We start from the raw sequence: 18,567 nt of genomic DNA on the forward strand, positions 1-18,567 counted from the left end.
CATGGCTCAGCCGACGAGCGGGAAGACCCCGTCGATGAAGGTCAAGAAGGGCGACTCCGTCGTCGTCCTGGCCGGCAAGGACAAGGGTGCCAAGGGCCGCGTCATCGCGGCCTTCCCCCGGACCCAGAAGGTCCTGGTGGAGGGCATCGGCCGGGTGAAGAAGCACACCCGGATCAGCACCACCCAGCGCGGTGCCCAGCAGGGCGGGATCGTCACGCAGGAGGCCGCCATCCACGTGAGCAACGTGATGGTGATCGACTCCGAGGACAAGCCGACCCGGGTCGGCTACCGCAAGGACGAGGAAGGCCGCAACATCCGGGTTTCGCGGCGCACCGGTAAGGACCTCTGAACACCATGAGCGCACCCACCCGTGAGCTGCCCCGCATGCTGGCCCGGTACCGCGAGGAGATCGCCCCGGCCCTGCAGTCCGAGTTCGGCTACCCCAACGTCATGCAGATCCCCGGTCTCGTGAAGATCGTGGTCAACATGGGCGTCGGCGAGGCCACCCGTGACGCCAAGCTGATGGACGGCGCGGTCCGCGACCTCACCGCCATCACCGGCCAGAAGCCCGCCGTCGTGCGGGCCCGCAAGTCGATCGCGCAGTTCAAGCTGCGCGAGGGCATGCCGATCGGCGCCAAGGTCACCCTCCGCGGCGACCGCATGTGGGAGTTCCTGGACCGGCTGCTCTCGCTGGCCCTGCCCCGCATCCGCGACTTCCGCGGCCTGAGCCCCAAGCAGTTCGACGGCCACGGCAACTACACGTTCGGTCTGACCGAGCAGTCGATGTTCCGCGAGATCGACGTCGACAGGATCGACCGGCCCCGGGGCATGGACATCACCCTGGTGACCACCGCCACCACCGACGAGGAGGGCCGGGAGCTGCTGTCGCGGCTCGGGTTCCCCTTCGCCGGCCAGACCGTCGTGAACACCACCCGCTGACGCGGTCTGCGTAGAAGGTAGGAGACCAAGAGATGGCCAAGAAGGCCCTTGTCAACAAGGCGGCTCGCACGCCGAAGTTCGCCGTCCGCGGCTACACCCGCTGCCAGCGGTGCGGTCGGCCCCACGCGGTCTTCCGCAAGTTCGGCCTGTGCCGGATCTGCCTGCGGGAGATGGCCCACGCCGGCGAGCTGCCCGGTGTGACCAAGTCCAGCTGGTAACAGACGCAGTACGGCCCGCCCCGCACGGGGCGGGCCACCCGCTCCCGGGCACGCCCGGGAGCACAACCCACGTCGCCGAGAGGCCCGCGCACGACAGCGTGCGGAACCGCGGCGAGAGAGGCACGACGCACCCATGACGATGACCGACCCGATCGCGGACATGCTCACGCGGATCCGCAACGCCAACCAGGCGTACCACGACGCCGCGGCCATGCCGTCGTCGAAGCTCAAGACGAAGGTCGCCGCGATCCTCCAGCAGGAGGGTTACATCGGCGGCTGGACCGTCAACGACGTCGAGGTCGAAGGCCACGTCCGCAAGGAGCTCGTGGTCTCCCTCAAGTACGGCCCCAACCGCGAGCGCAGCATCGCCGGTGTCCGTCGGGTCTCCAAGCCCGGCCTGCGTGTCTACGCGAAGTCGACCGCCCTGCCCAAGGTCCTGGGCGGCCTCGGGGTGGCGATCATCTCCACCTCCACCGGGCTGCTGACCGACAAGCAGGCGAACAAGAAGGGCGTGGGTGGGGAAGTCCTCGCCTACGTCTGGTAAGAGGAGCGAGCAGACATGTCACGGATCGGACGACTCCCGATTCCGGTGCCGAGCGGGGTTGACGTCGCCATCGACGGGCGAACGGTCAACGTCTCCGGGCCGAAGGGGAAGCTCAGCCACACAGTGGCCGCTCCCATCACCGTCGAGCGCGGCGAGGACGGGGCCCTGCTGGTGCAGCGTCCCAACGACGAGCGCGAGAGCCGGGCGCTGCACGGCCTCTCGCGATCGCTCATCGCCAACATGATCACCGGCGTCACCCAGGGGTACGAGAAGACCCTGGAGATCGTCGGCGTCGGCTACCGCGTGCAGGCCCGCGGGTCGGACCTCGAGTTCGCCCTCGGCTTCAGCCACCCGGTGCTGGTCAAGGCCCCTGAGGGGATCGCCTTCACCGTCGAGGCCCCCACTCGCCTGCGGGTGAGCGGGATCGACAAGCAGCAGGTCGGCGAGGTCTCCGCCAAGATCCGTAAGATCCGCCGCCCGGACCCGTACAAGGGCAAGGGCGTGCGGTACCAGGGCGAGGTCGTCAAGCGCAAGGTCGGGAAGACGGGCAAGTGATGGCACAGGCAGCCAAGACCGAGAAGGGTGTCCGGGTGCACAAGCCCGTCGGCACCGACGTCAGCACTGCGCGCCGCGTCTCGCGGCTGCGCCGGCACAACCGTCTCCGCAAGCGCGTCGGCGGTACGCCGGAGCGCCCGCGCCTGGTGGTCAAGCGCAGCTCGCGGCACATCCACGTCCAGGTGGTCGACGACACGGTGGGCCGTACCCTGGCCAGTGCGTCGACCATGGACGCCAGCCTGAAGGGCGCCGAGGGCGACAAGTCCGCACTCGCCCGTCAGGTCGGTGCCCTGGTCGCGGAGCGTGCCAAGGCCGCCGGGATCGCCGCCGTCGTCTTCGACCGCGGTGGCAACCGGTACGCCGGGCGCATCGCCGCCCTGGCGGACGGCGCCCGCGAAGGCGGGCTGGACTTCTGATGAGCACCATCACTGAGCAGATCGAGAGGGACGTCTGATGCCAGGACCACAGCGACGCGGCGGTGGCGCCGGCGGGACGGGTGGCCCCGGCGGTGCCGGCGGCGGCAACGACCGCCGTGACCGCCGCGACGGCGGCCGCGGCCCCGGTGGCGGTACCGCCGAGAAGAGCCAGTTCATCGAGCGCGTGGTGGCCATCAACCGCGTGTCCAAGGTCGTCAAGGGCGGTCGGCGCTTCAGCTTCACAGCGCTGGTCATCGTCGGCGACGGCAACGGCACCGTGGGTGTCGGCTACGGCAAGGCCAAGGAGGTGCCCGCGGCGATCGCCAAGGGCGTCGAGGAGGCCAAGAAGCACTTCTACAAGGTGCCTCGCATCGCCAGCACCATCCCGCACCCGGTGCAGGGTGAGGCGGCTGCCGGTGTCGTGCTGCTGAAGCCGGCCAGCCCGGGTACCGGTGTCATCGCCGGTGGTCCGGTGCGCGCCGTGCTGGAGTGCGCCGGCATCCACGACATCCTGTCCAAGAGCCTCGGGTCTTCGAACCCGATCAACATCGTCCACGCGACCATGCAGGCGCTGAAGGACCTCGTCCGGCCCGAGGAGATCGCGGCTCGCCGCGGTCTGCCCCTGGAGGACGTCGCCCCGGCCGCGATGCTGCGTGCGCGGGCCGGTCAGGGGGTCTGAGATGGCTCAGCTGAAGGTCACCCAGGTCAAGTCGGCCATCGGCACCAAGCCGAACCAGCGCCAGACGCTGCGTTCGCTCGGGCTGAAGCGGATCAACGACTCGGTCGTCCAGGAGGACCGTCCCGAGATCCGCGGGATGGTCGCGACGGTGCCGCACCTGGTCGCCGTCGAAGAGATCGTCTGAACGTCGGACGAGAAGGAACACTGACATGACTCTCAAGGTCCACCACCTGCGTCCGGCCCCGGGCGCCCACACCAAGAAGACCCGCGTGGGTCGTGGTGAGGGCTCCAAGGGCAAGACGGCCGGTCGCGGCACCAAGGGCTCCGGCGCTCGCGTGCAGGTCTCGGCCCGCTTCGAGGGTGGCCAGACCCCCCTCTTCATGCGGCTGCCGAAGCTCTCTGGTTTCAAGAACAACAACAAGGTCGTCTTCCAGGTCGTCAACCTGGACCGGATCGCCTCCCTGTTCCCGCAGGGCGGGACCATCGACCCGGAGACGCTGGCCGACGCCGGTGCCATCCGGCGGGGTCAGCCGGTCAAGGTCCTCGGTACCGGCGAGCTGGGCGGGGTGAAGGTCGACGTGCAGGCGCACGCCTTCTCGAAGTCCGCCCAGGAGAAGATCGGCGCTGCCGGGGGCAGCACCAACCAGATCTGACCGCCGACGGCCCCCGGGGCGCGCACCCGAGCAGGGTGACTGCGCCCCGGGGGTCGTCTGCTGTCCGGTCGTGGACCGGGCCGCCCCACACTCGTCCAGGTCCGCCGGACCCCGCTCTCGTCGTCCCCGTGGGACGGTGGCTGTGGGGATGTCGGCCGACGTTGATAACCTCACACGACCAACTCGGGGAGGGCACGTGCTGCAGGCGTTCGCCGCGGCGTTCCGGACGCCAGATCTCCGGCGCAAGCTGCTGTTCTCCCTGGCGCTGATCGCCGTCTACCGGCTGGGCGCCAGCGTCCCGGGGCCAGGTGTCTCCACCGAGGCGATCAACAGCTGTCTGGACCTGGCTGCGGCCTCCGACCAGCGCGACGTCTACTCGCTGGTCAACCTCTTCTCCGGCGGGGCTCTCCTCCGGCTGTCGGTCTTCGCGCTCGGCATCATGCCGTACATCACCGCGAGCATCATCGTCCAGCTGCTGGTCGTGGTCATCCCGCGCTTCGAGCAGCTGAAGAAGGAAGGGCAGTCGGGTCAGGCCAAGCTGACCCAGTACACCCGCTACCTGACGATCGCGCTCGCCGTGCTGCAGAGCACCGGGATCATCGCCCTGGCCCGCAGTGGCCAGCTCTTCCCGAACTGCCCGCAGGACATCATCCCGTCGGACTCCGTGTGGACGACGGTCATCCTCGTCATCACGCTGACCGCCGGCACCGCCGTGATCATGTGGCTGGGCGAGCTGCTCACGGAGAAGGGGATCGGCAACGGCATGTCCGTGCTGATCTTCACCTCGATCGCCGCCCGGATCCCGGCCGAGGGTGGCGCGATCCTGCAGACCCGCGGCGCCTTCATCTTCGCCGTCGTCTGTGTCTTCGCCCTGGTCGTCATCGCCTCGGTGGTCTACGTCGAACAGGCGCAACGTCGCATCCCCGTTCAGTACGCCAAGCGGATGGTCGGCCGCCGGATGTACGGCGGGACGTCGACGTACCTGCCGCTGAAGGTGAACCAGGCCGGCGTCATCCCGGTCATCTTCGCCTCGTCGCTGCTCTACCTGCCGCAGTTGCTCAGCCAGCTGCAGAGCGACTCCAGCGGTCCGGTCCGCCGGTTCTTCGAGAACTACGTGATCAACCAGAGCAGCCCGGTGCACATCGCCATCTACTTCGGGCTGATCATCTTCTTCACGTACTTCTACGTGTCGATCACGTTCAACCCCGAAGAGCGGGCCGACGACATGAAGCGCTACGGCGGCTTCATCCCGGGCATCCGTCCCGGTCGGCCCACGGCCGAGTACCTGCAGTACGTGCTGTCGCGGATCACCCTGCCGGGGTCGATCTACCTCGGGTTGGTGGCGGTGCTGCCCAACCTGTTCCTCTCGATCACGCAAGAGGGGCAGAACCAGAACTTCCCGTTCGGCGGGACCGCGGTGCTGATCATGGTGGGAGTGGGGTTGGAGACGGTGAAGCAGATCGAGACGCAGCTGAACCAGCGCAGCTACGAAGGGTTCCTCCGCTAGTGCGCATCGTGCTGCTGGGCCCTCCCGGAGCCGGCAAGGGGACCCAGGCCCAGATCATCGCTGCGCGACTCGGCGTGCCCGCGATCTCGACCGGCGAGATCTTCCGCGCCAACGTGGGCGGTGACACGGAGCTCGGCAAGCAGGCGAAGGTCTACATGGACGCCGGCGACCTGGTCCCCGACGTGATCACGGTCGCGATGGTCTCCGATCGCCTGGCCGAGCCCGACGCGAAGGCCGGCTTCCTGCTCGACGGCTTCCCCCGCACGATCGCGCAGGCCGAACAGCTGCGTGACTCGCTGGCGGGGATGGGGCATGCGCTGGACCGCTGCCTGGAGCTCGTCGTCGACGAGGACGAGCTCGTGCGCCGGCTCTCCGGCCGGCGGGTGCAGGTCGACGGGGAGATGGTCCAGCGGGACGATGACAAGCCGGAGACCGTGCGGCATCGCCTCGAGGTCTACCGGGAACAGACCGCGCCGCTGGCCGGGTTCTACGAAGAGGTCGGGCTGCTCAGCCGGATCGACGCCATCGGGGAGATCGACGAGGTCACCCGACGCGCCCTGGAGGCACTGGGTGCCGACGAGGCGCTGGACGACGAGCCCGACGACGAGTCCGGGCGCTGACCCAGCGAGGTCGTGGTGCACGGTGACCGCGGAGCTGGCTGGGCGTCCTGGCTGCCGCTGTCGGCGAAGTGGAGTGGACGCATGATCCAGATCAAGACGGCGCACGAGATCGAGCTCATGCGCGCCTCCGGCCTGGTCACCGCCGGGGCCCTCAAGGCTGTGCGCGCTGCCGTCCGACCCGGGGTGACCACCGGTGAGCTCGACGCGATCGCCGAGGACCACATCCGGTCGTCCGGCGCGGTGCCGAACTTCTTGGGCTACCACGGTTTCACCGGCACCATCTGTGCCTCGATCAACGACGAGGTGGTCCACGGGATCCCGAACCCGGACCGGACGCTGGTCGAGGGCGACAACATCTCGATCGACTGCGGGGCCATCCTCCAGGGGTGGCACAGCGACTCGGCGATCACCGTCTCCGTCGGCACGCCGTCCGCAGCAGACGCGGCCCTGCTGGAGGTCACCGAGCGCTCGATGTGGGCCGGGCTCGCGAAGGCCGTGGCCGGCGGCCGGCTGACCGACATCAGCCACGCCGTCGAGGAGTCGATCACGGCGCACGAGCACCGGTACGGGATCGTCGACCACTACGGCGGTCACGGCATCGGCACCGAGATGCACCAGGACCCCCATGTCCTGAACTACGGGCGTGCGGGTCGCGGCCCGAAGCTCGTCCCCGGCCTCGCGCTCGCGATCGAGCCGATGGTCACCGTCGGCGATCCCGCCACCGTCGAGCTGGACGACGGCTGGACGGTCGTGACCAAGGACGGCTCCCGCGCCGCGCACTTCGAGCACAGCGTCGCCATCACCCCGGAGGGACCGTGGGTCCTGACGGCGGAGGACGGCGGCCTGGCCGGCCTGGCCCCCTTCGGGGTCACCCCCCGCTCCTGACCCGGTCTCCCGCCGGGACACCCGGTGCGCTCGAGTGCGCTCGAGGGGAGAGGGGACCGTCATACCGGCCCGGGTTGGAGCCCTGGTGCCACGGGGAGTACAGTGGCCGATGGCGTTCGCGCCGTCCGTCGTCGTGCTGTGGCCGTACGCCGCCGGACGCCCTCAGCGAGATCGCCCGCACGACCGCATCCGACTCATCGGGTGCAGCCAGCAAGGAACCCCGCACCACCGCCTGTGCCATCCCGGCATGGGCGCATGCAGTCTGATCGAACGAGGAGGCCGTGTAGGCGTGGCAAAGAAGGACGGGGCCATCGAGGTCGAGGGTCGTGTCGTCGAGCCGCTGCCCAACGCGATGTTCCGGGTCGAACTGCAGAACGGGCACCGGGTGCTCGCCCACATCAGCGGCAAGATGCGGCAGCACTACATCCGGATCCTGCCCGAGGACCGCGTGGTCGTGGAGCTCTCGCCCTACGACCTGACCCGCGGCCGCATCGTCTACCGCTACAAGTAACCCGCTGCCGGTCCGGGTCCCACGCGTGGGTCCGGGGGTCGGCGCACGATCTACAGGAATGAGGGCGGCACCGGTGAAGGTCCAGCCGTCGGTGAAGAAGATCTGTGACAAGTGCAAGGTGATCCGCCGGCACGGCCGGGTCATGGTCATCTGCGAGAACGCCCGGCACAAGCAGCGCCAGGGCTGAGGGAGTACCTGACAATGGCACGACTTGCTGGCGTCGATCTTCCCCGCGAGAAGCGGATGGAGATCGCGCTCACCTACATCTACGGGATCGGGCCCACGTCGGCCAAGGCGACCCTGGCCGCAACGGGCGTCAGCCCGGACCTGCGGGCCAAGGACCTGACCGACGAGGACCTGCTCAAGCTGCGCGACTACATCGACGAGCACTTCCGCGTCGAGGGTGACCTGCGCCGTGAGGTGGCTGCCGACATCCGCCGCAAGGTGGAGATCGGTTGCTACCAGGGTCTGCGGCACCGCCGCGGCCTGCCGGTGCACGGGCAGCGCACCAAGACGAACGCGCGCTCGAGCAAGGGCCCGCGCAAGACCATCGCGGGCAAGAAGAAGGCTCGCTGACCTCAGCACGTCGGCGCACCGTCGCGGGTCCGTAGGGCCGGACCGGCGGTGCGCCTGAGCACGACCGTCCCCTCGGCTAGGACCGGGTGGGCGACCAGGCCACGAACACAGACTCAGACCGGAGAGAGATGCCTCCCAGGGCTCGCGCGGCAGCTGGCACCAAGAAGGTGCGCCGCAAGGAGAAGAAGAACGTCGCTCACGGCGCGGCGCACATCAAGAGCACCTTCAACAACACGATCGTGTCGATCACCGACCCCACGGGCAACGTGATCAGCTGGGCCTCGGCCGGGCACGTCGGGTTCAAGGGCTCCCGCAAGTCCACGCCGTTCGCGGCGCAGATGGCTGCGGAGAACGCCGCACGCAAGGCGCAGGAGCACGGCATGCGCAAGGTCGACGTCTTCGTGAAGGGCCCGGGCTCCGGTCGGGAGACCGCGATCCGCTCGCTGCAGGCCACCGGCCTCGAAGTGGGTCAGATCCAGGACGTGACGCCTCAGCCGCACAACGGCTGCCGCCCCAAGAAGCGCCGCCGGGTCTGACCGGTCACTGACGAGACGAACTAGGAGTACCTGACGTGGCCCGTTACACCGGAGCCGACTGCCGCTTGTGCAGGCGCGAGAAGATGAAGCTGTTCCTCAAGGGCAGCAAGTGCGAGTCCCCCAAGTGCCCGATCGAGATCCGGCCGTACCCGCCGGGCGAGCACGGCCGGGGTCGCAGCAAGGACAGCGAGTACCTGCTCCAGCTTCGCGAGAAGCAGAAGGCCCGCCGCATCTACGGCGTGCTGGAGAAGCAGTTCCGCGGTTACTACGAAGAGGCGAACAAGAAGTCGGGCAAGACCGGTGAGGTCCTGCTGCAGATCCTCGAGTCCCGCCTCGACAACGTGGTCTACCGGGCCGGCTTCGCCGAGTCCCGCGACATGGCCCGCCAGCTGGTGCGCCACGGCCACATCAAGGTCAACGGTCGCAAGGTCGACATCCCGTCCTACCGGGTGAGCGCCAACGACATCCTCGAGGTGGCTGCGAAGTCCGCCGAGATGGTGCCGTTCCAGCTCGCCCAGGCCAAGGCCGGTTCTCGTCCGGTGCCGCCGTGGCTGGAGGTCATCTCCTCGCAGCTGAAGGTGTTGGTCCACAACATCCCGGCGCGCCAGGTGATCGACACCCCGGTCCAGGAACAGCTGATCGTCGAGCTCTACTCGAAGTGATCGGCCGGTAGGACAGCACGACGGCGGGACGGGCGGACCGATGTCCGTCCCGCCGGCACCACCCCCTCACGGCGTCATATGGCGGGTGCCGGAGGACCTGAAGGAGAACCATGCTCATCGCACAGCGTCCGACCCTCGCCGAGGAGACCATCGACGCCCAGCGCTCTCGGTTCGTCATCGAGCCGCTCGAGCCGGGTTTCGGTTACACCCTCGGCAACTCGCTGCGTCGCACCCTGCTGTCCTCGATCCCCGGCGCTGCTGTCACCAGCATCCGGATCGAGGGCACCCTGCACGAGTTCACGACCGTGCCGGGGGTCAAGGAGGACGTCACCGAGATCATCCTGAACCTCAAGGGCCTCGTGGTCAGCTCCGACTCCGACGAGCCGGTCACCATGTACCTGCGGAAGCAGGGGCCGGGTGAGGTCACGGCGGCCGACATCGCGCCGCCGGCCGGTGTCGAGGTCCACAACCCCGATCTGCACATCGCCACGCTGAACGCGAAGGGCCGGCTCGAGATCGAGCTGGTCGTCGAGCGCGGCCGCGGCTACGTGCCGGCCACCCAGAACAAGCAGCCCGGCCAGGAGATCGGTCGGATCCCCGTCGACTCCATCTACTCGCCGGTGCTCAAGGTGACCTACGCGGTCGAGGCGACCCGCGTCGAGCAGCGCACCGACTTCGACCGCCTGGTGGTCGACGTCGAGACGAAGCCGTCGATGGAGCCCCGCGACGCCATCGCCAGCGCCGGTTCGACGCTGGTCGAGCTCTTCGGCCTGCTGCGCGAGCTGAACATCGACGCCGAGGGCATCGAGGTCGGGCCCAGCCCGGCCGAGGCCGCCGACATCGCGAACTTCTCGATGCCCATCGAGGACATGGACCTCACCGTGCGGTCCTACAACTGCCTCAAGCGCGAGGGCGTGCACACCGTCGGTGAGCTCGTCACCCGCTCGGAGGCGGACCTCCTCGACATCCGCAACTTCGGTGCCAAGTCGATCGACGAGGTCAAGCTCAAGCTGGCCGCGATGGGCCTGGCACTGAAGGACAGCCCGCCCGGGTTCGTCCCCACCTCGGTGGAGAGCTACGACGAGGGCTACGAGACCGACGCCTACCAGGGCGACGCTGCTTTCGGCGATCCGGCGACGCTGGACGAGGGCACCTACCAGGAGACCGAGCAGCTCTGACAGGCTGTTCGTGATCCGGGGCGCGGCCGGCGGGGGAGACCCTGTCGGCCGAGCCCCGCACCGAGCACTGAGCACTGGCCATCCCACGGTGGCCCAGCAGCACGCAGCACTGCGATGTGGACGACGCAGCCGGCACACGCCCCGCCCGGCCGCCTGAGGAAGGACCGACATGCCCACCCCCACAAAGGGCCCCCGTCTCGGCGGCTCCCCCGCGCACGAGCGGCTGATGCTGGCCAACATGGCCACCTCGCTGTTCGAGCACGGGCGGATCACCACCACCGAGGCCAAGGCCAAGCGGCTGCGGCCGCTGGCCGAGAAGCTGGTCACCTTCGCCAAGCGCGGTGACCTGCACGCCCGTCGGCAGGTGCTGACGACGATCCGGGACAAGGACGTCGTGCACCACCTGTTCGCCGAGATCGGCCCGCGCTTCGCGGACCGACCCGGCGGCTACACGCGCATCGTCAAGGTCAGTCCCCGCAAGGGCGACAACGCACCGATGGCGATCATCGAGCTGGTCGAAGGCCAGACGGTGGCGCAGCAGGCCGTCGGCGAGGCCGAGCGTGCCCGCGGCACCCGGTTCGCGGCCGGCGCCGGCGCATCGGCAGCCGCCGGCGAGGTGACCGCGGACGCGGTCGCCACGGACACCGACGAGTCCGCCGAGGCCGAGGAGGTCGTCACCGACGTCTTCGTGCCCGACGGCGAGCGCCAGGACGACGGCGACGTCACCCCGGAGCCGACATCGGAGAACCTCGCCGTCGTCGACGACCCGACGCTCAGCCCCGACGTGGCCGCTGCGGCCGCCGCCGAGGTCGAGGCCGCCGAGATCACTGACGCGGCGACCGCGGGCGCCCAGGCCCCCGGTGGCGAGCCGGCCACCGACCCGAAGTGAGTTGAGACCGTCTCCGACGGTCCACCCCATGCAGGACGTGCACGCTGACGAGCCCGCCACCGTTCTCGGTGGCGGGCTCGTCCGCGTCCGGCTGGGCATCTCCTACGACGGGACCGCACTGCACGGCTGGGCCCGCCAGCCGGGCCTGCGCACGGTGCAGGGCGAGCTGGAGCTGGCCCTGGCCACCGTCCTGCGGGCGGACGTGGACCTGACCGTGGCCGGCCGCACGGACGCCGGCGTGCACGCCACCGGTCAGGTGGCCCACACCGACCTGCCGGGGGAGCTCTTCGCTGCGCAGCAGGACCGGCTGCTCCGGCGGCTACGGGGCGTCCTGGCGCCGGACATCGCCGTGACCTCGGTGGCGGCGGTCACCGCCGACTTCGACGCGCGCTTCTCCGCGTTGGCCCGGCACTACGTGTACCGCCTGACCGATGCCGACGCTGGACCGCCACCGCTGCGCCGTGCCGACACCGTCGGTTGGTCGCGCCGGGTCGACGCCGACGCGATGCAGGTCGCGGCGCGACTGCTGCTCGGGCAGCAGGACTTCGCCGCCTTCTGCCGTCGCCGCGAGGGGGCGACGACGATCCGCACCCTGCTCGCCCTGGACGTCCAGCGGGACGGGGACCTGGTGCAGGTCCACGCGTCGGCCGACGCGTTCTGCCACTCGATGGTCCGCAGCCTCGTCGGTGCTCTCGGCGCCGTGGGTGAGGGGCGCCGGCCGCCGGAGTGGCCGGCGTCCCTGCTCAGCCGGAGCGAGCGGGCCAGTGACGTGCCCGTCGCGCCGGCCGGTGGTCTGACCCTGCTGCGGGTCGACTACCCGGACGACGCCGACCTCGCGGCCCGCGCCCTGGTCACCCGGGCGAAGCGGAGCTGACGGCCGTCAGCGGCGCCACGGCGGCCCCGCACCCGACCGTCAGGGGAGGGCGCTGACGGCCTCGGGGATCGGCGTGTCCCCGGTGAGGAGCTCGACCACGGTGCCGTCCTTCGGGTCGTCCAGCAGGGCCACCAGGACGGCGGCGACGTCGTCGCGGGGCACCTCGCCGCGGTCGGTGGTGTGCTCCAGGCGGACCCGGCCGGTGCCGGGGTCGTCGGTCAGGCTGCCCGGGCGGATCACCATGGGGGACAGGCCCTCGCGGGACAGCACGTGCTCCTCGGCGGCGAGCTTGGCCCGCAGGTAGGCCACGAAGACCTCGTCCATGTCCTCCGGGGGTGCGTCGCCGGCCACGAGCTCGACGCCGATCGAGGAGATCAGCAGGTAGGGCCGGACGCCGGCGGCGACGGCCGCGTCGGCCAGCAGCACGGCGGCGCCACGGTCGACCGAGTCCTTGCGCTCGATGCCGCTGTCCGGGCCACCGCCGGCGGCGAAGACCACGGCGTCGGCGCCGGAGACGACGGCGGCCAGCTCCTCCACCGAGGCCTGCTCCAGGTCCAGCACCACCGGCTCGACCCCGTCGGCCTCCAGGTCGGCACGGTGCTCGGGGTTCCGGATGATGCCGACGGCGGTGTCCCCCCGTTGGCTCAGCAACCGGCCGAGGCGGCGGGCGATCTTCCCGTGGGCTCCTGCTGTGACGACGCGCATGGTGCGGCCCTACCCGGGGTCGGTCGCTCCCACGCAGGCCGGCTCCGTGGCGAACGGCTCACTCGCTGGTGGGTGCGGCGCGGGCGCGGGCCAGGTCGGCCGGGGTGTCACAGTCGGTCCACGGCGCCGGACGGCCGGGAGACGCCTCCGGCCGGTGGCGGCGGACCGACAGCGGCGACAACACCGCCCGCAGCGGGGTGTGCGGGCGGGGGTCCCGGACGGCGTCGCGCAGGGCCGCGGTCCGCCAGACGCCGAGCAGGAGCTGGTCCCGGCCGGTGTCGTCGACCACCAGGACTCCGTCCTCGGCCAGCTGCCGGCGCAGGGCGGTGACCAGCTCGCGGGTGAGGAAGGGCAGGTCGGCGGCGAGGACGGCGACCACCTCGGCCTCCCCGACCGCGGCGAGCCCGGCGGCGAGCGCGGGCACCGGACCACCACCCGCCGGGACCTCCCGGACGAGCACGACGCCCTCGGGGACGGGCTGGGGCGGTCCGACCACGACGACCGGGTCGCCGTCCCGGACCGCGTCCAGGACGGCGGCGAGCATGGTGCGTCCGCCGACGTCCAGCTGCGGCTTGGGCTGTCCGCCGAGCCGGGCTGCCCGGCCGCCGGCCAGCACGAGGGCCGCGAACGGCGGGAGCGAGGTCATGGCCGGAACGGTAGGGCGCGGGCGGTGAGTACCGTCATCGGCGTGGGACGAGTCACCAGCCGCACCCCGGTGCTGCGCATCCGAGGCGCCGTGCACACCCGACGGCCGGACACGGTCGCCTCCGAGGAGCCCCTGGAGATCCGGCTGGGCGGCACCCCGCTCGCGGTGACGATGCGGACCCCCGGCGACGACTTCGACCTCGTGCACGGCTTCCTGACCACCGAGGGCGTGATCGCGTCGGCCGCGGACATCGCCGGGCTGCGGTACTGCAACTCCGTCGACGACGAGGGCCGGAACACCTACAACGTCGTCGACGTCGACCTGGCGCCCGGCGTCGAGGCCCCGGACACCGCACTGGACCGGAACTTCTACACGACCAGCTCCTGCGGTGTCTGCGGCAAGGCCAGCATCGACGCGATCCGGACGAAGACCGCCTACGACGTGGCCGCCGACGACACCCGGCTGACCCTGGCGACGCTGTTGGCGTTGCCGGACCGGCTGCGCGCCGCCCAGCAGGTGTTCGACAAGACCGGGGGCCTGCACGCCGCCGGTCTGTTCACCGCCGAGGGCGAGATGGTCGCGCTGCGCGAGGACGTCGGCCGGCACAACGCGGTGGACAAGGTGGTCGGCGACGCGGTGCGCGAGGGCCGGGTGCCGCTGGCCGGGCACGTGCTGATGGTGAGCGGCCGTTCGTCCTTCGAGCTCACCCAGAAGGCGGCGATGGCCGCGGTGCCCGTGCTGGCCGCGGTGTCGGCGCCGAGCTCGCTGGCCGTGGAGCTGGCCCAGGAGGTCGGCATCACCCTGATCGGCTTCCTCCGCGGCGACGGCTGCAACGTCTACACCCACCCCGAACGCCTGGTCCTGCCCGACTAGGCACACAGAGCCGGGGACGGCTCAGCGCAGGCCGGGACGCCTCCTGGCCGCGCAGGAGCGCGGCAGCGCGACATCAGACATGGTCGCCACCGCGGAGCTGGCTGACCACGTGCGGCAGCAGCGGGCCCAGCACGGCGAGACCGTCCCGGACGCCGCCGGTGGAGCCGGGCAGGTTGACGATCAGGGTGCGGCCGGCGGTGCCGGCGACCCCGCGGGACAGCACCGACGTGGGCACCTTCCCCTCGCCGTACCGGCGCACCGCCTCGGCGATGCCGGGGGCCTCGCGCTCCAGCACCGCCCGGGTGGCCTCGGGGGTGACGTCCGTGGGCGAGAGGCCGGTGCCGCCGGTGGTGAGGACGACGTCGGCCCCGCCGGCCACGGCTTCCCGCAGCACCTCGGTGAGCGCGGCGACGTCGTCCGGGCGCACGTGCGGGCCCTCCACGGTGAAGCCGAGCCCGCGCAGCCCGTCGGCGAGCGCCTGCCCGGAGCGGTCCTCGTAGACCCCGGCCGAGGCGCGGTTGGAGGCGGTGAGCACGACGGCCCGGGCGTCGGCCGGCAGGGCGGAGGTCATCGCGTCCAGTCGCCCTTCTTGCCGCCGGACTTGGCGAGCAGCCGGACGTCGGTGATGCAGGCGCGCGGGTCGACGGCCTTGACCATGTCGATGACGGTGAGCCCGGCGACGGCGACCGAGGTCAGCGCCTCCATCTCCACGCCGGTGCGGTCGGCGGTGCGGGCGGTGGCGGTGATCTCCACGGCGTCGTCGGTGACCTCGAGGTCGACGGTCACGCCGTGCAGCGCGATCGGGTGGCAGAGCGGGATGAGGTCGGGCGTGCGCTTGGCCCCGGCGATCCCGGCGATCCGGGCCACCGCGATCGCGTCGCCCTTGGGCACCCCGGTGCCGCGCAGCAGGGCGACCACCTCCGGGCTGACCAGCACCCGGCCGGCGGCGGTGGCCACCCGTGCGGTGACCGCCTTGGCGGTGACGTCGACCATCCGGGCGGCGCCGGTCTCGTCGACGTGGGTGAGTCGGGCGGGGCGCTCGGGGGGTGGGCCCTCGGGGGAGGTGGTCACTGGAGTGCTCCTTCGATCAGGACGACGGTGACCCGGGCGCCCTCGGGCAGGTCGGTGACGTCCTCGGGGACGACGACCAGGCAGTTGGCGCGGGCGAGGTGGGCGACCAGGTGGGAGCCGGGCCCGCCGACCTGGTCGACGACCTCGCCGTCGAACCGCCCGCGCAGGAACTGCCGGCGGCCGGCGGGGGAGCGGAGCGGGGCGGTGAGCCGGGCGGTGGTGCGCAGCCGGTCGGGGGAGGCGTGGCCGAGGGCGCGGCGCAGCGCGGGCCGGACGAACACCTCGAACGACACGAACGAGCTCACCGGGTTGCCGGGCAGCGTGATCACCGGGACGCCGTCGACCGTGCCGGCGCCCTGCGGACCACCCGGCTGCATGGCGACCTTGCCGAACTGGACCGTGCCCAGCCCGGCGAACGCGTCCTTGACCACCTCGTACGCGCCGGCGCTGACCCCGCCGCTGGTGACCAGCAGGTCGGCGTCGGGCAGCTCGGCGCGCACGGCGGCGAGGAACTGGTCGACGTCGTCGGGGACGAAGTGCAACGTGCGCGCCTCGCCGCCGGCCTCGGTGACGGCGGCGGCCAGCAGCACCGAGTTGGACTCGTAGATCTGGCCCGGCTGCAGCGGGCGGCCCGGTTCGACCAGCTCGCTGCCGGTGGAGAGGACCAGCACCCGGGGGCGCCGTCGCACCGGCACGGTGTCGTACCCGACCGCCGCGGCGAGCCCCAGCTGGGCGGCGCCGAGCGCGGTGCCGGCGGGCAGGGCCAGCTCGCCGGCCCGGATGTCCTCCCCGGCGTGCCGCAGATGGGTGCCGGCCGGAGGGGCGGAGGTGATGGTGACGACGTCGGTGCCGGCGTCGGTGCGCTCGACCGGGACGATCACGTCGGCGCCGTCGGGCACCGGGGCGCCGGTCATGATGCGGTGCACCGTGCCCGCCAGCAGCGGCGGCACGTCGGTGCGCCCGGCCGGCAGGTCGGCGCCGACCGGCAGCCTCACCGGCGTCTCCGCGGTGGCCGCCCCGACCTCGGCGTGCCGTGCGGCGTAGCCGTCCATCGCGGAGTTGTCGAAGCCGGGCAGGGCCACTCGCGCGGTCAGGTCCCGGGCGAGCACCCGTCCGGCGGCCGCGGCGAGCGGGACGTCCTCGACCGGCAGCGGGGCGAGCAGCCCGGCGACCGCTGCCTGGTGTTCCTCGACGGTGCGCACGCCGCCCATCCTCACCGATGCCCCGGCAGCGCGTCGCGGCGCGGGCCGGGACGGCGCTGGGTCCGGCCGGTGGTCGCGCGGTGGGCGGTGGGCGGGCAGGCTGGTCCGGTGACCGACGTCGCGGCCGGCCGAGGGCCGGTGCGGCGCGACCCGAGCGGGGGAGGAGCGAGCGTGCCAGTTCCGGAGGGCCGCGCCGTCGTCGTCGGCCAGGTGGGTCGGGACCTCGTGCTGGAGGTCGACCGGCTGCCGCCCGGCGGCCGCAGCACCGACGTCCGACACCGCCGGGAGCTGCTCGGCGGCAAGGGCGCGAACCAGGGCGTCGCGATGGCGCAGCTGGGCTGGCCGGTCGCGCTGGTCGGGGTGCTCGGCGACGACCCGCCGGGTGACCTCGTCCTGGCCCAGGCGATCGCCGACGGCCTGTGGGTCTCCGGGGTGGTCCGCCGACACGGTGCCGACACCGCCCTGCTGGTCGACCTGGTGGAGTCCGACGGCACCCGGCGGCTGCTGGAGCACGTGTCGGCGGCCACCTTGCTGACCGCGGCCGACGTGGCGGCGGCCGGGCCCTCGTTCGCGCGGGCGTCGGCCGTCCTCCTGCAGCTGCAGCAGCCGGGGGACGCCGTCCGCGCCGCGCTGGCGCAGGCTCCCCGGGGCGCGTTGACGGTCGCGGACGGCGCACCGCCGGACGGCGAGACCCGCGACGCGCTGCTGGGCCGGGTGGAGGTGCTGCGGGCCGACCTGGTCGAGGCCGGGCTGTGGGTGGACGGCGAGCTGGACGGACTGGCCGACGTGCGCGATGCCGCCCATGAGCTCTGCGCGGCCGGTCCACGGGTGGTCTGCCTGGCAGCCGGAGCGGACGGCGACCTCACGGTGTGGCGGGAGCCCGGCGGCCGGCTGCGCGAGGAGCTGGTGCCACTGCTCGGCGCGGACCCGGTCGACCCGACCGGTGCCGGGGACAGCGTGGTCGCGGCGCTCGCCGTCGCGCTGCTGCGCGGGGCGGACCCGGGGACGGCGGCCTGGCAGGCAGGGGCCGCGGCGGCCCTGACCGTGGACCGGCTCGGCGGGCGGCCTGCGCTGGACCCGGCGGAGGTCACCGGCCTCGCCGCGGAGTGCCGGGAGCGCGGTGGTGCGGGCCGCTGACCCGCCGCGCTAGCGTTCGCCGGGACGACGAGGCGGATGCAGAGGTGGTGCAGGTGACCGAGATCGACCGGATGCTGGCGGCGAACGAGGCATGGCTCGGGGAGTTCCCGGGCGACCTCCCGGTGGCCCCGGACCGCAAGGTCGCCGTCGTCGCCTGCATGGACTCGCGGATGCCGCTGTTCGGGATGCTCGGCCTGGCGGTCGGCGACGCCCACGTCATCCGCAACGCCGGCGGCGTCGTCACCGAGGACACCCTGCGGTCGCTGGCCATCTCCCAGCACGTCCTGGGCACCCGCGCCGTCGTGCTCGTGCACCACACCGACTGCGGGCTCAACAAGGCCACCGACCAGGAGGTCGCCGACCTGGTGGAGCGGAACACCGGCCACCGGCCGCCGTGGGTGGCGCGCACCTTCACCGACGTCGACGCCGACGTCCGGGAGTCGAGGCAGCGGATCCGGGAGACGCCCTACCTGCTCAGCACCGAGGTGCGGGGCACCGTCTACGACGTCGCGAGCGGCCGGCTCCGCGAAGTGGACTGATCGCGGCTGTCAACCGACCAGTCCGACGCTGGTATGGTTCTCCGTTGGTGCGTGATGCCGGTTGGTGCACGCGTGTCCGGGGCCGCCGATCTCATCGGATCAGCCCAAGTCTCCCGTCCTCGGTGAGGCGATCCCACCAGCCACCCGCCCGA

Annotated in this window: 28 protein-coding genes; 23 read left to right on the plus strand and 5 right to left on the minus strand. The window is 71.9% G+C overall.

The window, feature by feature from the left end:
- Position 1: 1 nt before the first annotated feature.
- The 20 genes from rplX to truA all read left to right on the plus strand — a co-directional run bounded on the left by rplX (position 2) and on the right by truA (position 12,242).
- Positions 2–349, plus strand: a complete 348-nt coding sequence (gene rplX, locus O2W18_RS14575; RefSeq protein WP_442928849.1) for a 50S ribosomal protein L24 — start codon at positions 2–4, stop codon at positions 347–349.
- Between the two features lie 5 nt (positions 350–354).
- Complete coding sequence (gene rplE / locus O2W18_RS14580; RefSeq protein WP_331254073.1) at positions 355–939, plus strand: 50S ribosomal protein L5; 585 nt, start codon at positions 355–357, stop codon at positions 937–939.
- Between the two features lie 32 nt (positions 940–971).
- Positions 972–1,157 carry a type Z 30S ribosomal protein S14 gene (locus O2W18_RS14585; RefSeq protein ID WP_036334286.1) on the plus strand — a complete coding sequence of 62 codons (186 nt, stop codon included), beginning with the start codon at positions 972–974 and terminating at the stop codon, positions 1,155–1,157.
- Between the two features lie 133 nt (positions 1,158–1,290).
- Positions 1,291–1,701 (plus strand): 30S ribosomal protein S8, encoded by a 411-nt coding sequence (gene rpsH, locus O2W18_RS14590; protein WP_036334288.1) that lies wholly within the window; start codon positions 1,291–1,293, stop codon positions 1,699–1,701.
- Between the two features lie 15 nt (positions 1,702–1,716).
- The gene (rplF, locus tag O2W18_RS14595; RefSeq protein ID WP_269188209.1) at positions 1,717–2,256 is read left to right on the plus strand and encodes a 50S ribosomal protein L6; all 540 of its coding nucleotides are present in this window, start codon (positions 1,717–1,719) and stop codon (positions 2,254–2,256) included.
- Positions 2,256–2,672, plus strand: a complete 417-nt coding sequence (rplR, locus tag O2W18_RS14600; RefSeq protein ID WP_081975217.1) for a 50S ribosomal protein L18 — start codon at positions 2,256–2,258, stop codon at positions 2,670–2,672. Before rplF ends, rplR begins: the two co-directional genes overlap by 1 nt.
- A gap of 37 nt (positions 2,673–2,709) precedes the next feature.
- On the plus strand, positions 2,710–3,351 hold the full coding sequence (rpsE, locus tag O2W18_RS14605; protein ID WP_036334292.1) for a 30S ribosomal protein S5: 642 nt from the start codon (positions 2,710–2,712) through the stop codon (positions 3,349–3,351).
- A 1-nt stretch (position 3,352) separates the two neighbouring features.
- Positions 3,353–3,535 (plus strand): 50S ribosomal protein L30, encoded by a 183-nt coding sequence (gene rpmD / locus O2W18_RS14610; protein ID WP_164699904.1) that lies wholly within the window; start codon positions 3,353–3,355, stop codon positions 3,533–3,535.
- 25 nt (positions 3,536–3,560) lie between these two features.
- Positions 3,561–4,004 (plus strand): 50S ribosomal protein L15, encoded by a 444-nt coding sequence (gene rplO, locus O2W18_RS14615; protein ID WP_269188210.1) that lies wholly within the window; start codon positions 3,561–3,563, stop codon positions 4,002–4,004.
- Between the two features lie 196 nt (positions 4,005–4,200).
- The gene (gene secY, locus O2W18_RS14620) at positions 4,201–5,511 is read left to right on the plus strand and encodes a preprotein translocase subunit SecY (protein ID WP_269159165.1); all 1,311 of its coding nucleotides are present in this window, start codon (positions 4,201–4,203) and stop codon (positions 5,509–5,511) included.
- A complete protein-coding gene (locus tag O2W18_RS14625; RefSeq protein ID WP_269188211.1) occupies positions 5,511–6,131 on the plus strand; it encodes an adenylate kinase in 621 nt (206 codons plus the stop codon). The genes secY and O2W18_RS14625 overlap by 1 nt, the downstream gene beginning before the upstream one ends.
- A gap of 81 nt (positions 6,132–6,212) precedes the next feature.
- Positions 6,213–7,016 carry a type I methionyl aminopeptidase gene (map, locus tag O2W18_RS14630; protein ID WP_269188212.1) on the plus strand — a complete coding sequence of 268 codons (804 nt, stop codon included), beginning with the start codon at positions 6,213–6,215 and terminating at the stop codon, positions 7,014–7,016.
- A gap of 289 nt (positions 7,017–7,305) precedes the next feature.
- Complete coding sequence (gene infA / locus O2W18_RS14635; RefSeq protein ID WP_012950459.1) at positions 7,306–7,527, plus strand: translation initiation factor IF-1; 222 nt, start codon at positions 7,306–7,308, stop codon at positions 7,525–7,527.
- 73 nt (positions 7,528–7,600) lie between these two features.
- On the plus strand, positions 7,601–7,714 hold the full coding sequence (gene rpmJ / locus O2W18_RS14640; protein WP_014742835.1) for a 50S ribosomal protein L36: 114 nt from the start codon (positions 7,601–7,603) through the stop codon (positions 7,712–7,714).
- 14 nt (positions 7,715–7,728) lie between these two features.
- Positions 7,729–8,103, plus strand: coding sequence for a 30S ribosomal protein S13 (gene rpsM, locus O2W18_RS14645; protein ID WP_036334299.1), 375 nt, complete (start codon positions 7,729–7,731; stop codon positions 8,101–8,103).
- Positions 8,104–8,231: 128 nt separating this feature from the next.
- A complete protein-coding gene (gene rpsK / locus O2W18_RS14650; RefSeq protein ID WP_026844840.1) occupies positions 8,232–8,639 on the plus strand; it encodes a 30S ribosomal protein S11 in 408 nt (135 codons plus the stop codon).
- A 35-nt stretch (positions 8,640–8,674) separates the two neighbouring features.
- A complete protein-coding gene (rpsD, locus tag O2W18_RS14655; RefSeq protein WP_269159168.1) occupies positions 8,675–9,301 on the plus strand; it encodes a 30S ribosomal protein S4 in 627 nt (208 codons plus the stop codon).
- A 110-nt stretch (positions 9,302–9,411) separates the two neighbouring features.
- Positions 9,412–10,479: a DNA-directed RNA polymerase subunit alpha gene (locus O2W18_RS14660; RefSeq protein WP_269188213.1), complete on the plus strand. Its 1,068-nt coding sequence runs from the start codon at positions 9,412–9,414 to the stop codon at positions 10,477–10,479.
- A gap of 169 nt (positions 10,480–10,648) precedes the next feature.
- Positions 10,649–11,368, plus strand: coding sequence for a 50S ribosomal protein L17 (rplQ, locus tag O2W18_RS21640; RefSeq protein WP_331254074.1), 720 nt, complete (start codon positions 10,649–10,651; stop codon positions 11,366–11,368).
- Positions 11,369–11,396: 28 nt separating this feature from the next.
- On the plus strand, positions 11,397–12,242 hold the full coding sequence (gene truA, locus O2W18_RS14670) for a tRNA pseudouridine(38-40) synthase TruA (RefSeq protein ID WP_269188214.1): 846 nt from the start codon (positions 11,397–11,399) through the stop codon (positions 12,240–12,242).
- 39 nt (positions 12,243–12,281) lie between these two features.
- On the opposite strand, the gene O2W18_RS14675 is transcribed toward truA, so the two are convergent.
- Positions 12,282–12,947 (minus strand): NAD(P)H-binding protein, encoded by a 666-nt coding sequence (locus O2W18_RS14675; protein WP_269188215.1) that lies wholly within the window; start codon positions 12,945–12,947, stop codon positions 12,282–12,284.
- A gap of 58 nt (positions 12,948–13,005) precedes the next feature.
- The gene (mobA, locus tag O2W18_RS14680; RefSeq protein ID WP_269188216.1) at positions 13,006–13,593 is read right to left on the minus strand and encodes a molybdenum cofactor guanylyltransferase; all 588 of its coding nucleotides are present in this window, start codon (positions 13,591–13,593) and stop codon (positions 13,006–13,008) included.
- A gap of 42 nt (positions 13,594–13,635) precedes the next feature.
- On the opposite strand from mobA, the gene fdhD reads away from it, so the two are divergent.
- Positions 13,636–14,466 (plus strand): formate dehydrogenase accessory sulfurtransferase FdhD, encoded by an 831-nt coding sequence (gene fdhD / locus O2W18_RS14685; RefSeq protein WP_269188217.1) that lies wholly within the window; start codon positions 13,636–13,638, stop codon positions 14,464–14,466.
- 73 nt (positions 14,467–14,539) lie between these two features.
- Here the strand turns inward: fdhD and O2W18_RS14690 are convergent, their stop codons facing one another.
- From O2W18_RS14690 to moeA, 3 genes are read right to left on the minus strand one after another with little or no spacing between them, the layout of a single operon-like run.
- Positions 14,540–15,037, minus strand: coding sequence for a MogA/MoaB family molybdenum cofactor biosynthesis protein (locus O2W18_RS14690; RefSeq protein ID WP_269188218.1), 498 nt, complete (start codon positions 15,035–15,037; stop codon positions 14,540–14,542).
- Positions 15,034–15,537, minus strand: a complete 504-nt coding sequence (gene moaC / locus O2W18_RS14695; RefSeq protein ID WP_269188219.1) for a cyclic pyranopterin monophosphate synthase MoaC — start codon at positions 15,535–15,537, stop codon at positions 15,034–15,036. The genes O2W18_RS14690 and moaC overlap by 4 nt, the downstream gene beginning before the upstream one ends.
- On the minus strand, positions 15,534–16,739 hold the full coding sequence (gene moeA, locus O2W18_RS14700) for a molybdopterin molybdotransferase MoeA (protein WP_269188220.1): 1,206 nt from the start codon (positions 16,737–16,739) through the stop codon (positions 15,534–15,536). Before moeA ends, moaC begins: the two co-directional genes overlap by 4 nt.
- Before the next feature lie 171 nt (positions 16,740–16,910).
- Here moeA and O2W18_RS14705 point away from each other — a divergent pair, with 171 nt between their 5' ends.
- Together O2W18_RS14705 and O2W18_RS14710 are read left to right on the plus strand one after the other, a co-directional pair.
- Positions 16,911–17,876: a PfkB family carbohydrate kinase gene (locus tag O2W18_RS14705; protein ID WP_269188221.1), complete on the plus strand. Its 966-nt coding sequence runs from the start codon at positions 16,911–16,913 to the stop codon at positions 17,874–17,876.
- A gap of 53 nt (positions 17,877–17,929) precedes the next feature.
- Positions 17,930–18,415, plus strand: coding sequence for a beta-class carbonic anhydrase (locus O2W18_RS14710; protein WP_269188222.1), 486 nt, complete (start codon positions 17,930–17,932; stop codon positions 18,413–18,415).
- Positions 18,416–18,567: the final 152 nt, after the last annotated feature.

Origin of the sequence: Modestobacter sp. VKM Ac-2983, from assembly GCF_026967885.1 — a bacterium.
Taxonomy (GTDB): Bacteria; Actinomycetota; Actinomycetes; order Mycobacteriales; family Geodermatophilaceae; genus Modestobacter.

Coding starts and splice junctions, on each gene's coding strand:
- rplX (WP_442928849.1), top strand. CDS start 2: ATGGCTCAGCCGACGAGCGGGAAGACCCCGTCGATGAAGGTCAAGAAG.
- rplE (WP_331254073.1), top strand. CDS start 355: ATGAGCGCACCCACCCGTGAGCTGCCCCGCATGCTGGCCCGGTACCGC.
- O2W18_RS14585 (WP_036334286.1), top strand. CDS start 972: ATGGCCAAGAAGGCCCTTGTCAACAAGGCGGCTCGCACGCCGAAGTTC.
- rpsH (WP_036334288.1), top strand. CDS start 1,291: ATGACGATGACCGACCCGATCGCGGACATGCTCACGCGGATCCGCAAC.
- rplF (WP_269188209.1), top strand. CDS start 1,717: ATGTCACGGATCGGACGACTCCCGATTCCGGTGCCGAGCGGGGTTGAC.
- rplR (WP_081975217.1), top strand. CDS start 2,256: ATGGCACAGGCAGCCAAGACCGAGAAGGGTGTCCGGGTGCACAAGCCC.
- rpsE (WP_036334292.1), top strand. CDS start 2,710: ATGCCAGGACCACAGCGACGCGGCGGTGGCGCCGGCGGGACGGGTGGC.
- rpmD (WP_164699904.1), top strand. CDS start 3,353: ATGGCTCAGCTGAAGGTCACCCAGGTCAAGTCGGCCATCGGCACCAAG.
- rplO (WP_269188210.1), top strand. CDS start 3,561: ATGACTCTCAAGGTCCACCACCTGCGTCCGGCCCCGGGCGCCCACACC.
- map (WP_269188212.1), top strand. CDS start 6,213: ATGATCCAGATCAAGACGGCGCACGAGATCGAGCTCATGCGCGCCTCC.
- rpsM (WP_036334299.1), top strand. CDS start 7,729: ATGGCACGACTTGCTGGCGTCGATCTTCCCCGCGAGAAGCGGATGGAG.
- rpsK (WP_026844840.1), top strand. CDS start 8,232: ATGCCTCCCAGGGCTCGCGCGGCAGCTGGCACCAAGAAGGTGCGCCGC.
- O2W18_RS14660 (WP_269188213.1), top strand. CDS start 9,412: ATGCTCATCGCACAGCGTCCGACCCTCGCCGAGGAGACCATCGACGCC.
- rplQ (WP_331254074.1), top strand. CDS start 10,649: ATGCCCACCCCCACAAAGGGCCCCCGTCTCGGCGGCTCCCCCGCGCAC.
- truA (WP_269188214.1), top strand. CDS start 11,397: ATGCAGGACGTGCACGCTGACGAGCCCGCCACCGTTCTCGGTGGCGGG.
- O2W18_RS14675 (WP_269188215.1), bottom strand. CDS start 12,947: ATGCGCGTCGTCACAGCAGGAGCCCACGGGAAGATCGCCCGCCGCCTC.
- mobA (WP_269188216.1), bottom strand. CDS start 13,593: ATGACCTCGCTCCCGCCGTTCGCGGCCCTCGTGCTGGCCGGCGGCCGG.
- O2W18_RS14690 (WP_269188218.1), bottom strand. CDS start 15,037: ATGACCTCCGCCCTGCCGGCCGACGCCCGGGCCGTCGTGCTCACCGCC.